General features: G+C 35.3%; 13 protein-coding genes. 3 read left to right on the top strand and 10 right to left on the bottom strand.

What is annotated here, in order from left to right:
• Positions 1-88: 88 nt before the first annotated feature.
• The 7 genes from ACERII_RS04755 to ACERII_RS04725 all read right to left on the bottom strand — a co-directional run bounded on the left by ACERII_RS04755 (position 89) and on the right by ACERII_RS04725 (position 7,928).
• Complete coding sequence (locus tag ACERII_RS04755; protein ID WP_373640451.1) at positions 89-1,297, bottom strand: ROK family transcriptional regulator; 1,209 nt, start codon at positions 1,295-1,297, stop codon at positions 89-91.
• A gap of 48 nt (positions 1,298-1,345) precedes the next feature.
• A complete protein-coding gene (galT, locus tag ACERII_RS04750) occupies positions 1,346-2,863 on the bottom strand; it encodes a UDP-glucose--hexose-1-phosphate uridylyltransferase (RefSeq protein ID WP_373640450.1) in 1,518 nt (505 codons plus the stop codon).
• Between the two features lie 59 nt (positions 2,864-2,922).
• Positions 2,923-3,912, bottom strand: a complete 990-nt coding sequence (gene galE, locus ACERII_RS04745; RefSeq protein ID WP_373640449.1) for a UDP-glucose 4-epimerase GalE — start codon at positions 3,910-3,912, stop codon at positions 2,923-2,925.
• 22 nt (positions 3,913-3,934) lie between these two features.
• A complete protein-coding gene (locus ACERII_RS04740; protein ID WP_373640448.1) occupies positions 3,935-5,098 on the bottom strand; it encodes a galactokinase in 1,164 nt (387 codons plus the stop codon).
• 152 nt (positions 5,099-5,250) lie between these two features.
• Positions 5,251-5,997 (bottom strand): glucosamine-6-phosphate deaminase, encoded by a 747-nt coding sequence (gene nagB, locus ACERII_RS04735; protein ID WP_373640447.1) that lies wholly within the window; start codon positions 5,995-5,997, stop codon positions 5,251-5,253.
• Entirely contained in the window at positions 5,984-7,186 is a 1,203-nt protein-coding gene (nagA, locus tag ACERII_RS04730; RefSeq protein ID WP_373640446.1) for an N-acetylglucosamine-6-phosphate deacetylase, read from the bottom strand. Before nagA ends, nagB begins: the two co-directional genes overlap by 14 nt.
• Positions 7,187-7,199: 13 nt before the next feature.
• On the bottom strand, positions 7,200-7,928 hold the full coding sequence (locus ACERII_RS04725) for a GntR family transcriptional regulator (RefSeq protein WP_373640444.1): 729 nt from the start codon (positions 7,926-7,928) through the stop codon (positions 7,200-7,202).
• Positions 7,929-8,226: 298 nt separating this feature from the next.
• On the opposite strand from ACERII_RS04725, the gene ACERII_RS04720 reads away from it, so the two are divergent.
• From ACERII_RS04720 to ACERII_RS04710, 3 genes are all read left to right on the top strand, one after another.
• A complete protein-coding gene (locus tag ACERII_RS04720; RefSeq protein ID WP_373640442.1) occupies positions 8,227-9,687 on the top strand; it encodes a SulP family inorganic anion transporter in 1,461 nt (486 codons plus the stop codon).
• A 59-nt stretch (positions 9,688-9,746) separates the two neighbouring features.
• Entirely contained in the window at positions 9,747-10,166 is a 420-nt protein-coding gene (locus tag ACERII_RS04715; RefSeq protein WP_373640441.1) for a universal stress protein, read from the top strand.
• A 138-nt stretch (positions 10,167-10,304) separates the two neighbouring features.
• Positions 10,305-10,445, top strand: coding sequence for a hypothetical protein (locus ACERII_RS04710; RefSeq protein WP_373640439.1), 141 nt, complete (start codon positions 10,305-10,307; stop codon positions 10,443-10,445).
• 119 nt (positions 10,446-10,564) lie between these two features.
• Here the strand turns inward: ACERII_RS04710 and ACERII_RS04705 are convergent, their stop codons facing one another.
• The 3 genes from ACERII_RS04705 to ACERII_RS04695 form a co-directional block, all read right to left on the bottom strand.
• A complete protein-coding gene (locus tag ACERII_RS04705; protein ID WP_373640437.1) occupies positions 10,565-10,900 on the bottom strand; it encodes a hypothetical protein in 336 nt (111 codons plus the stop codon).
• Positions 10,901-11,361: 461 nt separating this feature from the next.
• On the bottom strand, positions 11,362-13,647 hold the full coding sequence (locus ACERII_RS04700; protein WP_373640436.1) for an EAL domain-containing protein: 2,286 nt from the start codon (positions 13,645-13,647) through the stop codon (positions 11,362-11,364).
• Positions 13,648-13,797: 150 nt separating this feature from the next.
• Positions 13,798-14,817 (bottom strand): siderophore ABC transporter substrate-binding protein, encoded by a 1,020-nt coding sequence (locus tag ACERII_RS04695; RefSeq protein WP_373640435.1) that lies wholly within the window; start codon positions 14,815-14,817, stop codon positions 13,798-13,800.
• Positions 14,818-14,867: the final 50 nt, after the last annotated feature.

The raw sequence follows: 14,867 nt of genomic DNA, 5'->3' as shown, positions 1-14,867 counted from the left end.
ATCTTTTGCACAGGACAACTGCCCTTGAAAACAAAAAGAGTTTTAGTCAGAAGATGATAATAAACCTTCAGACTAAAACTCATCGTATCTATGTCGTGTATATTTCTGTCAATACCAATGTAATTGCACCGATTAAAGAACCATTGTCACCAAGTGCTGAAAAAATGATCGGTGTTTTCTTTGAATCATGGGTGATGGCCCTATCATTTATTACATTATTAATTGGTTCGAGGATAAATTCCTTCGCCTTCGAAACTCCTCCTCCGATAATAATAAGCGAAGGATTGAAGAAATGAATAATATTAATAATACCAATTCCGATATAATGCCCTGTGTCCTTGAGAACTTGTTGAGAAAGTGTATCTCCTTTTTTTGCACATTCATAAATTATATGGCCGTCAATATTACTTATCTCACTATTTACTTTTTCTATTAATGTCGTCTCTTTTCCTAATGAAATTTCTTTCATAGCTCTCTCTCTTAAGGCTTGTCCAGAAGCTAATGTTTGAAAACAACCCACGCTACCACATGTACAAAGTGGTCCATTCATATCAATCATTGTATGACCGATTTCACCAGCAATACTGTTACTGCCATGAAAGATTCGATTGTTAACAATAAGCCCTGCACCAATTCCTTCCCCTACATTAATACAAATAAGGTCACGTATACCTTGACCGTTTCCAAACCATTGTTCTCCTAGAGCTAATGCTTTTGCATCGTTTTCCATTCGAACTGGAATTTCGAATAGTTGTTCCAAATGTTCCTTCACTTTTATCCCTTCTAGTTTAAGTGAAGGTGCAAACAAGGATGTTCCCGTTTCACTATCTACAATTCCATGCATTGCTATACCAATACCAAGTAACTTATCCTTGTTTTCTTCCATTCCATCAATACTATCTTGAATTACCTGCACCAATACCTGTAAGAAAGACTCTACTGTAAGTTGAGGGGGCATTCGTTTCACTTTGCTTACGAGTAAGTTTGCATTAAGATCTGACAACGCATATCTTATCTTTTTAACCCCAACATCTAACCCTATGATATACCTACTTGAAGAATTAATTGATAAGAGTATCGGTTTTCTTCCACCACTAGAAATACCCGTTTTACTCTCCACCACTAAGTTTTCCTTTAATAATTCGTTCACAATGTTTGTTACTGTCGGTGGCGTTAGTTTTGTAATTTTTGCAATATCAGCTCTAGAAATGGCACCATTCGTGCGAATTGTATTTAAAATTAGGGAACGATTCATTGACTTCATTAATTGAAAACTACCCGTGACTTGAAAACTCATGCTTTTCCCCCCCTCTCAAACACCCTACTATAAGGTAAATACGTTCTTTTATAAACTTTTGATGAACGTAGTAAAGGCCTGTTGACCTTGATCGTCTCGCTTAAATACACCAGCATGCTCCAAAATGGTTGCAAATGTTTTTCCAAGTTCTAAATTGATAATTTCTTGGCAATTCTCATTATTGATATCCGAATACTCATTCATAATTTTCTGTGCCCAGTCACTATGTTTCTTTATGGATTCATCATTTGCTATCTTTTCCATAGGATTATTGGATAATAATGCTTCTTGCAAAACATTCATTTCTTCAATTAAGCGACCGGGTAAAACTGCTAATCCCATCACTTCAATTAAGCCGATATTTTCCTTCTTAATATGATGAACTTCACTATGAGGATGAAAGATCCCCATTGGATGTTCTTCATTCGTTCTGTTATTTCTTAACACGATATCAATTTGGAACTCTCCATCTTTCATTCGCGCTATCGGAGTTACCGTGTTATGTGGTGTACCATCGGTATGAGAGTATATTTCAACTTCTTCATCACTAAATTTTTTCCATTCTTGGTGAATGTAGTTCGCTGCTTTCACTACATTGGCTTTTTCTTTGCCGGTAATTCGTAAAACAGACATTGGCCATTTCACTTTTCCAATCTTAACTCCTGGTAAAGTTGATATTTGGAATACTTCTTCTTCTTTCGCTACTGCCATTGGGAATTCATGATATCCCCCCTGGTAGTGATCGTGAGTTAAAATCGATCCTCCGACGATCGGTAAGTCTGCATTAGATCCCACAAAATAATGAGGAAAACGTTCTACAAAGTCTAATAGCCTTTTAAAAGTTACCTCTGATATTTTCATTGGCTCATGCTTCGTTGAGAAGATAATTGCATGTTCATTATAATAAACATATGGTGAGAATTGAAGCTTCCACTCATCACCATTTAATGTAACAGGAATTGTTCGTAAGTTTTGTCTAGCTGGATGATTTAATCTTCCCGCATACCCCTCGTTTTCTTTACACAATAAACATAAAGGGTAATTTGATTGTTCCAATAATTTTGCAGCAGCAATTTCTTTCGGATCCTTTTCTGGCTTAGATAAATTGATGGTAATCTCTAATTCTCCGTATTCTGTTGCTGCACCCCAACTTAAATTCTTCTTTATCCTATCTTGCCGAATATAATGGGTGTCTTTGCTAAATTGGTAAAACCATTTTGTAGCTTCCACTGGATTATCTTTATTTTCGATATCAGTAAATAAACGGATGACCTCAGACGGTCTTCCTGTTAAACAACCCATCAATCTTGTGTCCAACAAATCCCGTTCTGTAACAGTATTATCATTCAATAAACCGTTTGAATTTGCCCAATCTAGAATAGGCTCCAAAAGAACCGAGGGGTCCATTATGTTTTCTCCCTCTAATGATTCTAATACTGGTTCAATTTCCTTTAACTGCAGTTGATCAATGAGTTGGTTTCTACAATAGATGACATCGTCTGGAGTGATTAAGCTTTTATCTAATCCGTATTGGAGCAGTCGGCCAAGTAACCGATCAATAGTCATATGATTCCCTCCAAAATAAGTTTGTTACAGCTTTCAAGTTCATGAAAAAACTAGATCGTTTATTCTGCATACCCCTCTGGATGTGCTTGGTGCCACTTCCATGCTGTTTCAATTATCTCTTCTAGGCTAGCAAATTTAGGTTTCCATTTTAATACTTCTTGAGCTTTACTAGAAGAAGCAATTAACACTGCTGGATCCCCCGCTCTTCTTGGAGCAATTTCTCTTTTAATTTCTATATTTGTTACCTTTTCAACTGTATCAATTACTTGTTTCACACTAAATCCATTCCCATTCCCAAGATTGAAAACATCACTATCTCCACCAGCTTTTAAATAATCTAATGCAAGTAAGTGTGCTTGAATAAGATCGGATACATGAATATAATCACGAATACACGTGCCATCCTCTGTTGGATAATCATCCCCAAATATTTTAATGGATTCTCTCTGACCTAAAGCAACTTGTAAAACGATAGGAACTAAATGTGTCTCTGGCTTATGGTCCTCACCAATATCAATGGTTGGATGGGCACCTGCGACATTAAAGTAACGTAAGATAACATAGTTAATACCGTATGCATTAGCAGACCATTTTAACATTTTCTCCACCGCAAGCTTCGTCTCACCGTACGGGTTCGTTGGGTTCGTTATGTCTGTTTCTTGTATCGGCATGCTTTCTGGTTCTCCATACGTCGCCGCAGTGGAAGAGAATACAATCTGTTTAACATCATATTCCTTCATTTTCTTCAACAAGCAAAGTGCTCCGTATACGTTATTATCATAATACTGTAAAGGCTCTTCAACACTAACGCCTACAAGAGAATCTGCTGCAAAGTGGATGACAGAATCGACGCTATTTTCTTGGAAAACTTTATCTAAGACTTCTCCATCACGTAAGTCTCCAACATAGAGCTTCGCTTTCTTTAGTACTGCATCCTTATGCCCTGTTTGAAGATTGTCTAAAACAACCACATCTTCTCCTCTTTCAAGCAAATAAGCAACTCCGTGACTTCCGATATAACCTGCACCGCCACAAACTAATACCGCCATTTTCTTCACGCCCTTCTTCTAATTAAACTTTTTTAGCTCCTGTTCCTACTCCAACAATATAAAATTCTGGAGTTATCCCCGTTTTTTCTTCATATCTCTTACCAATTCGCTCTACAATGCCATCCAAATCGACTTCTTTCACTAAGCTAACTGTACAACCTCCGAAACCTGCTCCTGTCATTCTTGACCCTAATACGTCCGTTTCTTCCCAAGCAGCTTCCACCAATGCATCTAAATGATCTCCAGTCACCTCATAATCGTCACGTAACGATATATGTGATTGGTTCATTAACTGACCGAAAGCGTCTAAATCCATTTCTTTTAGTTTCTCAACTGCAACTTTTGTTCGCTCATTTTCCGTTACGGCATGCTTTGCACGGTTTAACGCAATAGGATCTTTAATTGCATGTTTTATTTCCTCGAATTTTTCTGTAGAAAGATCACATAAATGATTGATAGATACAACCGACTGTAAGTCTTTTAACGCTTGTTCACATTCCGCTCGTCTTTCGTTATACTTTGAATCCGCAAGTGTACGTCTCTTGTTCGTATTTGCAATAACAAGTTTCATTCCTTCTAATTGGATAGGAGCATACTCATAATCAAGTGTGTTACAATCAAGCAAAATAGCATGATCTTCTTTCCCCATACCAATTGCGAATTGATCCATTATACCGCTATTTACACCAATATATTTATTCTCCACTTCCTGACACATCTTCACCATTTCCACACGATCGATTTGAAAACCATGAAGCCAATCCCAAAGAATTGCTGTAACTAACTCGATGGAAGCAGAGGAAGATAAACCCGCGCCATTTGGGATATTACCATAAAATACTGCATCAAAACCTGTTTTCCCCTCGTATCCATGATCTTTCATAATTTTGATAACACCTTTAGGGTAGTTTGCCCAATCATCTTCCTCTTTGTTTGCTAAATCACTCAATGCCACTTCCATAATTCCTTTTTCAGGAAAGTTATCTGAATACAATCGAATGATGTCATCATTTCGTTTTGCCATCGCAATATACGTACCCACATCTAGTGCACAAGGAAAAACTAAGCCTCCGTTATAATCGGTATGTTCACCAATCAAGTTCACTCTGCCTGGGGCAAAAAAATAGTCTAATTGTTCTTCTGAATGAAATACTTTATGAAAAATTTTGTTTAATTGATCTTTCATTTTCCTATTCCTCCTAAATATAATATCCTCTTCTACAATTTGTACCGCTTCCATTTCATTATACATATAATTATTCCACAAATAAACCTTTCTTAATAAATTTAATTAAGTTTGTAAACAAGAAAGAAATTACCCTCTAAAGGGCAACTTCCTTATCCATGATTTGCAATTTTATCCACTAAACGGAGCGCCAGAGTATCCGCTATGACAGTTACATTCTGATGCCTTTTTAAGACGCTTACTGGATTTTCTTCTTCTATCGAGCCATACAAAAAGTTATATAATGCTTGAGCCTTTGCTTCACCTGATGCAAGTAATACTATTTGCTTACTTCTCATAATAGTATCGATTCCCATTGTCATTGCTTGTTTTGGAACAGCATCTTCATTGGGGAAAAATCGTGCATTTGCTTCTCGAGTTGATGGAGTTAAGTTTACAATGTGTGTTTTAGACTGAAAAGACGTTCCTGGCTCATTGAAACCAATGTGACCATTTCCACCAATACCTAATAGTTGTATATCAACTCCGCCTAAACCCTCAATAAGATCCTCATATCTTTCACATTCTTTTTGCAAATTCGACACGTTTCCTTTTGGTAAATGAGTTTGTTCCTTGGGTATGGGTACATGTTGAAACAAATGCCTTTGCATATAATAGTGATAACTATTTGGATTTTTTTCCGATAAACCAACATACTCATCTAAATTAATTGTATGGATATGCTTACAAGAGATGTTTTCTTCATTAACCTGGTCTGCAAGTTTTTTATAAAACCCTAAAGGAGTTCCACCAGTTGCTAAGCCTAACACTAATTTTTTTGAACATTTAATTTCTTGAAAAACAATGTTTGCTGCCTGTTCGCTCATTTCATTATAATCACTCACTTCAATGATATTCATGATTCCTTCCCTCCTTAAGAGATGATTCATACACCACTTTGCCTTTTACAAACGTTTGAACCACTTCAAAGTCATCATCTAAGACCACTAGGTCGCAATCCTTCCCCACAGAAAGACTCCCCTTACGATCATGCAATCGTAGCTGTTTTGCAGGATTTAACGTCGCCATTTGAATTGCTTCTTCAAAAGTACAGCCTGAAAATGCGATCATATTCTTCACTGCTTCATTCATTTTTACTATACTTCCTGCAAGTGTACCGTCCTTTAATGTCGCCCTTTTATCTTTTACTGTTACAGTTTGACCTCCTAAGTCATACTCACCATCTACTAACCCTTTTGCTCTCATGGAATCTGTAATAAGAATAATTCCTTTTGCTCCTTTATTTTTATATATAAGCTTAACCATCTCAGGAGATACGTGAATACCGTCCACAATTAACTCAGCTATTATTTCGGCATGTAGCAATACTCCTCCCAGAATTCCAATATCACGATGATGAATTCCAGTCATTCCATTGCATACATGAGTAGCATGAGTAACCCCTGCTATAACCGCTTCTCTTGTTTGTTCATAATTTGCGTCAGAATGGCCAATAGCTGGAATGATCCCTAGTTTCTTTAACTCCCTTACTAAATCTATTCCCATTTCTTCCTCAGGGGCTAATGTAACAAGTTTTATTTGATTGCCTGCGGTTTGATAAAACTCATAAAACATATCAATACTTGGAGTTTTTATATACTCTTTTGGTTGTGCACCAGCTCTTTTAGCACATAAGAACGGTCCTTCTAGATGTACGCCTAATATTTCAGCTCCAAAACTTAGTGAGTTCGTCATCACGTTTTTCACCTGACTTAGTGCTTTATGTTTTTTTTCTGTCGTTTGTGTAATTGTTGTGGCTAAAAAAGAAGTGGTCCCTTCTTTTGGCAATGCTCGTTTCATCAGTTCTAATGAAGTTACTGTTCCATCCATTACATCCCCGTTTTCCACTCCATGTATATGAATATCAATAAATCCAGGTACAATCTTAACATGATTAGGATAAACAAATACCTGATCTACCGAGGACGCTAATGAAGCTGAATTGGACTCTATAGAATTTATTTTCCCATCCTCTATTTTGACAATCGGGTCTTCTATCCATTTGTCTTCTTTGTATAACGTTGCATTTTGAAATAGTATTTTTTTCATTATTGTCCTCCTGTCACGAGCGTTTCATTTCAGTAATGAACTTATACCTGTCACCACGGTAAACTGATTTCACTAACTCGAATGGAGTTCCATCTGCTAAAAAACCAATTCTCCTCATTAACAATACTGGTGATCCTATCTTTATATGAAGAAGATTGCTTTCTATTTCATTAGATATAGCTGGTTCTAACGTTTGTTTTGCACTATCTATTCGTAATTTCAATTTTTCTTCAATGTGATTATAAAAAGATTTTTGTAAAAACATAGTTTCATTCACTTCACCAAGTAAGCTTTTAGGAGATACCAACTCTTCGTAGGCCATTGGAATTCCGTCAGCTAAGCGTAACCTTTTTACTCGATAGCTAATAGATTTTACATCTATGTTAAGCTCTTTACATTCTGTGGCTGAAAGCTGTACTTCTTCAAAACCAATTAATATTGTACTTGGTTCTAAACCTCTACCTTTCATATCTTCAGAAAAACTTGTTAAGTTCATTAATGGTTGTTCTAACTTTTTCTTAGCAACGAAGGTTCCTTTTCCTTTTTCTCGTACAAGTAGACCTTCCTTAACAAGGTTGGTGAGCGCCTGTCTTATTGTCATTCTACTAATCCCATATTCCTCTGAAAGAGTTCGTTCTGACGGAACTAAATCTCCCTCTCGAAAAATACCATTTTCTATATTATTTCGTATCAGTTCTTCTAGCTGATAATAAATCGGTATTGGTGAATTTTTATTAATCATGCTGCTCTCTCCTCGTATATTTATCAAATAGATACTTTTTATTATATAATTCGGTGGTTTAGTTGTCTATACCACTTGGTTGATTCTCCTTTTGGTCAATGTATTTATTTACTTATTACATAAAACTAAGTATATGGGTGTATTCGAGAGAATTTTGAAGTTAATGAAACATGTTGTACGCTTACACCCCATTTTGATAATGTGCTATTTTCTGATAAAATCCTTTTGTTATTGCCGGTCGAGCTTTTTACGGAAAAGTTCATAAACAATTCAAATTAACGAAGAAAGAGGTGCAACCGTGTTAGCACAAAAATTGAAAAATGAATGGTTTGGAAATATAAGAGGAGATGTTCTTGCAGGGATTGTAGTAGCCCTTGCATTAATTCCTGAGGCAATTGCCTTTTCCATTATTGCTGGTTTAGACCCAATGGTAGGTTTGTATGCATCCTTCTGTATTGCAATTGTAATTGCATTTGTTGGAGGTCGCCCTGGTATGATTTCTGCAGCAACTGGGGCAATGGCTTTATTAATGGTTACCTTAGTAGCTGATCACGGGCTTGAGTATTTGTTAGCAGCTACTATTTTAACTGGGGTTTTACAAATTTTATTCGGAGTATTTAAGCTTGCTAGTTTTATGAAATTTATTCCAAGGTCAGTAATGATTGGATTTGTAAATGCGTTAGCTATCTTAATATTTATGGCTCAAATTGAACACTTTGTAAATGAAACATGGATGATGTATGCTTTAGTAGCTCTAACGTTAGCAATCATTTATATTTTACCTAAATTTACGAAAGCTGTTCCATCTACCCTTGTTGCTATTATCGTTGTAACTGCTATCGCTATTATGATGAACGTTGGGGTAAGAACAGTGGGAGATATGGGTGCGTTACCGACAACATTACCAATGTTTGCTTTACCAAACATTCCGTTTGCATGGGAAACATTAATGATTATACTTCCATACTCACTCGCACTAGCAATCGTAGGTTTATTGGAATCTTTATTAACTGCATCTATCGTTGATGATATGACAGATACAGAAAGTAATAAAAATAAAGAAAGCCGCGGTCAAGGTATTGCAAACGTTATAGCTGGATGCTTTGGTGGTATGGCTGGTTGTGCAATGATTGGTCAATCCGTAATTAATGTAAAGTCTGGTGGACGTGGAAGATTATCGTGTTTAGTAGCTGGGGTTGTCTTAATCATTTTGATTTTAGCATTAGGTAATGTAGTGTCTCTTATCCCGATGGCTGCACTGGCTGGGGTAATGATCATGGTTTCGATTAGTACATTTGATTGGAGCTCTTTAACAAATATTCATAAATTTCCACGTACAGATGCTGTCGTAATGGTTGTAACAGTTGGAACTGTAGTATACACACACGACTTATCAAAAGGGGTTTTAGCAGGTGTAGTTTTAAGTGCTATCTTCTTTGCTTGGAAGATATCGAAAGTAAAAGTAGAGCGAGTATTCTCTATCGATAAAACAGAGGTCACTTATTATGTAAAAGGACAGCTATTCTTTGCTTCTGTCACTGACTTTTTAGAAAGAATTAATTACAATGATAACGTTCAAAAGGTTATAATAGATGTATCTCAAGCCCATTTATGGGATGATTCGGCTGTGGGAGCAATTGATAAAATAGAGGGCAAATTTGAACTACGACATATCACTGTTGAAATCCGAGGGTTAAATGAAGAAAGTTCCTCTCTAATGGACAAAATTGGTGGTTTAAGTAAAGCATCTGGACACTAAACAAAAAGGAAAGAAAGGATTACTTTCTTTCCTTTTTCTTATCATAAAGGGGGATTATCATGTTTTCAAACATACTACTTGCAATTGATGGTTCAGACCATTCTCGACGAGCTGCCAAAAAAGCAATTGAAATGGGAAAACTTTTAGGGGATGCTAGCATTGAAGTCTTATACATAGTGGATGGAAGTAAGTCAAAATCTGATGTCTTACAATTTGGCGATTCTGATTCTGCTTCTAGAAAACGAAGAGAAATGCTTCAACCCTTTGAAACAATGATTAAATCTGCAGGACTTACGTTAAAAACATCCATTCTTCATGGCGCTCCTGCAGAAACAATAATAAAACATGCAAATGAAGGTTCCTATGATTGTCTTGTTCTCGGTAGCCGAGGCTTAAGCACGGTCCAAACAATGATTCTAGGAAGTGTAAGCCACAAAGTAATGAAGTATGTAAAAGCACCTGTGTTAATGGTGAAATGAGAAAAAGGTAGCAAAGCTTACTGCTTTACTACCTTTTTGCTTTATCCAATTGGCTTTTGGACAGGCACTCCTATTATTTTCATTCATAAGATAAAGTGATGACAACCATTATCACGCCGAACTATAGGAGTGGAATTTATGGAAAAAGAAACAATCTCTCTCATCACTAGTGGGTTACTTTTGATTGGTTCTCTTTTCTTTATAATAGGTACGTCCATAGGTTTCTTAAAGGACTTTAATAATTTCAATGATAAGAAAAATGGGAACGGTACTTTATAAATATTCTCATAAAGCTTCTAGCTGAGCTTTTATCAGGAACTAACCCAACATATTTTCGTCTCTAATTTACAAAAAAGATGTTCAGAGTTAATCCTGAACATCTTTTATCTATTTAATAATTAATGACAATATGCTAATCCAAACTCATCAAATTGACCAGTTACATCTAAAATAAATGCTAATTCATCCTCTTCATTGACACGGAGTGCTAATTCATACTGTTTATCTTCTATAGAATCAACAAGTCGGAGCGCATAACGATCTTCTTCCTCCCAATAAGTAACCATGTCTATTTCTATTTCTTCCTTTGAGAGGTCGTATTCATTTACAATAAAGTCGATACCGTGATCAGCGGCAATTTGCTCATCGGATGATAAACCGCTGTTTAGCCAAATGAAACTAAGTGCTCCAACAATACTAATTCCCAATAATAAGATCATTACGTATCGCTTCAATACTTACTCCCTCCTTGTCACTTACTAATTACATTATAGTTGGTTTCAGTAAAAAAGTGTACTATTTCCTACTAATTTTATAGGAAATAGTTGCTTTAGTTATTAAAATGGTCTTATACATTTGATTATCTAATTTTTATATTTTGAAGTACAAAAAAAAGAACTATTCACTTTTTACATAAGGTGATAGTTCTTCTTTTGGTCTACCCTGAAAATACGTGGGTTCACGGTAGTCAAACTTATCTAGTATGACTAACTTTGTTGGTTAATATTCCATTCACTCCAGTCCACTCCTTTCCTGTGAGGAGTTGCCGAGCCACCTTCACGACTACGTCGCTACGGTGTCTCGCCTCTACTCTACTTCCCACTGGAGTTCGTGGACTTACGCACATTCCATAGAAAATGAATGGTACTAAAATACTTCATAACGCATTTTCATCCACCATGGTGCAAATTCCTTTTTAACTTGAGTTTCTTTTATTTTCTAATAATCCTTCTAATTCGGTGTTTGGTAGTGGACGATTAAAATAGTATCCTTGCATGTTTATATTATATTTGGACAAGTAATGAAGCTGTTCGAGCGTTTCTACACCTTCTGCGACAATATCGATGTTTAGCTTCTTACATAATTTAATAATTCCAGATAAAAGTGCTTTATCGAAATTATCACTAGGTATATTTTTCACAAAGTGTCTATCAATTTTTATTTCACTTACTTTTACCTCTTTTAAGTACATTAATGAGGATTGACCTGTACCAAAATCATCTAACGACGTTATCACCCCAAGTTTATGCAATTTGTTCACTAACTCAATAACTTTATCTAAATAAACACTAACATCACTCTCGGTTATTTCTAGTCGCAACAGATGTGGGGGATATTCTAATAATTCAATAAGGTCACCTACTAAGTTCAAGTAACGAGTGTCCATTAATTGTGTTTTAGACACATTTACAGAGAGCGACAAATCTTCAAATCCATTGTTATGCCATTTCTTAACTTGTCGTAACCCTTCTTCTAATACCCATGCACCTATATCTGGCATGATACCAATTTCTTCTGCAACATGAATAAACTCTCCTGGAGGAACAACCCCTCTTATAGGGTGATTCCAACGCAGCAATGCCTCCACCCCTATTATCACATTTTTATTATTTACAATGGGTTGATAATGCAAGGAAAATTCATTGTTGCTTAATGCAAGCTTTAAATCATTCTCCAATGAAACATAGTTTTGAAAATATGCTTGCTTAGCAATTTCCTTATAGTACATATATTGGTTTTTTCCTGCTCTTTTTGCTTCATACATTGCTATGTCAGCGTTCTGAATCAAGTGTTCTCCTTTTATACTATCGGAAGGATATTGACTAATACCAATACTTGTTGTAATTACAAAATCCATATAGGATATCTTAATGGGAACAGACATTACTTCTAGTATTTTTTTACATTGTTTTGAAATATCATCATCACTTCTATCTTTTAATACTATGACGAATTCATCGCCTCCCCAACGTGCGATTACTTCCTCTTCGTTCAAACATTCTTTTATTCTACTTGCTATGGTTTTCAAAAGATAATCTCCATTGTGATGCCCAAACATATCATTTATGCGTTTAAATAAATCAATATCTAAAAACAGTATGGCATATGTTTTCCCTACTTCTTCTCTCACTAGCTGTGAGATGAGCTCTATAATATATTTTTTATTAGGTAAACCTGTCAAATCATCTGTAATTGCCAATAGTTTGATCTCTTGTTGAGAGTAATGAAGTGACTCCAACATTTGGTTGACTCCATTTTGCAAATTAGCAACTTCATCTTTTCCATTGACAATAACCCTTCTTGTGAGATCTTTTGTTTCTTGAATATATGCAAGCTCGTATGACAGCTTAGCTATTTTTGATAAAATTTGCTTATCCATTAAAAATAATATAATGAATATAATCATTGATGATACCGCTATATATATCATATAGAAGAAACGGAGACTTTGTTTTCCACTTTGAACAATATTTCGATCTAATGTAAAGTGATATTCTCCTAAACTACTAGAGTTTAAGTAATTTATAAAATACGAACCTTTTATTAATACACTATTTAAGATAGAAATTTCACGATTATTGCTTGTTTCGCTAACACTATCTTCAAGTTCTACTGGTAATAATACATTTTTTCCTATTCTTGATATAAAATCTTCATCAACTACAACACCCATGATTAAGGTACCATTTGAATCTTTATCCTCCGAGCTAGGATAAATTCTATGTGATGTAAGTAGTATTGGAAAATCATTCCCTACAATAAATCCTATTTTGGATTTATTCATAAAAGGATGTAAATCCTCTGCCTGAAGTAGATCTTTCATATGAAGTGGTTTTCTTTGATGAAAATCAAAACCCTTCTGATATACTTCACGAGAGTTTGCATCATAATAGATAACTAGGTCTATTTTATTAGTTTTGAAAGTGTCATCTACCCAATTACTTACAATATATTGATTGTTCCTTGTATTTATATAATTGTACGAATCATCCCATACAGCATAGTCCCGTACAATCATACTCACTCGATTTGCCTCATTATTAATGGCATTTTCAAGTCGTGAGATGTTTTCCTCCATCATTTCCAGTTCCATTTCCTCATACGCTCTCATCATAATAGGATTAATAAATATAAATAGAAAAACCAACAAAGATATTATGCCAGTTATTATAATAATTAAAGCTTTCTGTTTGATCTTCATTATATTATTCCCCCTAATAATGAAGCGCTTAAATATAATACTATTATCCTATGAAATTAGTTACAAATACAGAGTATAATTCAACAAAAAAAAGTATGTATAAAAGGACTAGTCTCCTTTTCATACATACTTATTATTAGAGATTCCGTATTATTTTAACGCTTCTTGAATCTGAGTTATCATAAGTTCAACAGATTCTAAACCACCACCTGCTGTATACCATGCATATGGGTCTAGGTAGAAAATTGTTCCATTTTCATATACCTTAGTATTCTTCATAATATCGTTGTCAAACATTGCTTCAGCTGGATTTTCCCCTCCAACAATCGCTCCTCTGTCAACTACGAATAAATAATCAGGGTTTACTTCCAAAATATATTCAAATGATACATTTTGTCCATGGTTTGAAACCTCGATATTTTGATCTGCTGGTGTTAGACCAAATTCATTGTGAATAATACCAAAGCGAGATCCTGGTCCATATGCACTAACACTTCCATCATTTGCTAAAACTACTAATGCTGTTTCTTCTGTTGTAGCAGCATCAGCAGCTAGCTGAGCAACCGCCTCATCAAGCTTAGCAAGTTCTGCCGCAATAAACTCTTCTTGGTTAAAAATTTGACCTAAAATTGTTGTATTATGTTTGAAAGATTCCATGTAATTTGTAGTATCTACACCAAGGAAAATCGTTGGTGCGATATCTGCTAATTCATCATACGCTTCAGCAGTTCTTCCAGAGATAATAATTAAATCTGGTTGTAATCCAAAGATTGTTTCAAAATCTGGTTCGAAAAGAGTTCCTGCATTTGTGTATGAACTATCTTCATATTTAGATAGATATGGTGGAATGCTTGCTTGAGGTACAGCAATAACATTAGCGCCTAATTTATCTAGCGTATCTAAAGAGCCATTATCGAATACAACAACTTTTTCTGGATTTACTGGAACTGTAGTTTCACCTAAGTCATGAGTTACTACCATCTCTGTTGGAACATCATTATTTCCGTTATTATTTGCTGCATCTGCATCATTGTTGTCTTCATTGTTATGAGACTCTTCTTGATCACTTTCCGCTGAACCAGACGGCTCACTTGCATCACTTTCTGCGCAAGCAACAATAAACATAATTGCTAACAATAATACTACTAGTAATGAAAATATTTTTTTCATTCTATTCACTCCTATTGTTTAAATTAGTTGTATTTATAATAAAATTAATC

The sequence above is a fragment of the Evansella sp. AB-rgal1 genome (genome assembly GCF_041820985.1).
Lineage (GTDB): Bacteria > Bacillota > Bacilli > Bacillales > Salisediminibacteriaceae > Evansella.
The sequence above is the reverse complement of the archived record's forward strand: the minus strand, read 5'-3'. Positions and strand labels throughout refer to the sequence as shown.

What these genes read in the sequence shown, in the direction of transcription:
- ACERII_RS04695 (WP_373640435.1), bottom strand. Translation starts at nt 14,817, where the DNA reads ATGAAAAAAATATTTTCATTACTAGTAGTATTATTGTTAGCAATTATG.
- nagA (WP_373640446.1), bottom strand. Translation starts at nt 7,186, where the DNA reads ATGAAAAAAATACTATTTCAAAATGCAACGTTATACAAAGAAGACAAA.
- ACERII_RS04715 (WP_373640441.1), top strand. Translation starts at nt 9,747, where the DNA reads ATGTTTTCAAACATACTACTTGCAATTGATGGTTCAGACCATTCTCGA.
- galE (WP_373640449.1), bottom strand. Translation starts at nt 3,912, where the DNA reads ATGGCGGTATTAGTTTGTGGCGGTGCAGGTTATATCGGAAGTCACGGA.
- ACERII_RS04755 (WP_373640451.1), bottom strand. Translation starts at nt 1,297, where the DNA reads ATGAGTTTTCAAGTCACGGGTAGTTTTCAATTAATGAAGTCAATGAAT.
- ACERII_RS04700 (WP_373640436.1), bottom strand. Translation starts at nt 13,647, where the DNA reads ATGAAGATCAAACAGAAAGCTTTAATTATTATAATAACTGGCATAATA.
- galT (WP_373640450.1), bottom strand. Translation starts at nt 2,863, where the DNA reads ATGACTATTGATCGGTTACTTGGCCGACTGCTCCAATACGGATTAGAT.
- ACERII_RS04725 (WP_373640444.1), bottom strand. Translation starts at nt 7,928, where the DNA reads ATGATTAATAAAAATTCACCAATACCGATTTATTATCAGCTAGAAGAA.
- ACERII_RS04740 (WP_373640448.1), bottom strand. Translation starts at nt 5,098, where the DNA reads ATGAAAGATCAATTAAACAAAATTTTTCATAAAGTATTTCATTCAGAA.
- nagB (WP_373640447.1), bottom strand. Translation starts at nt 5,997, where the DNA reads ATGAATATCATTGAAGTGAGTGATTATAATGAAATGAGCGAACAGGCA.
- ACERII_RS04710 (WP_373640439.1), top strand. Translation starts at nt 10,305, where the DNA reads ATGGAAAAAGAAACAATCTCTCTCATCACTAGTGGGTTACTTTTGATT.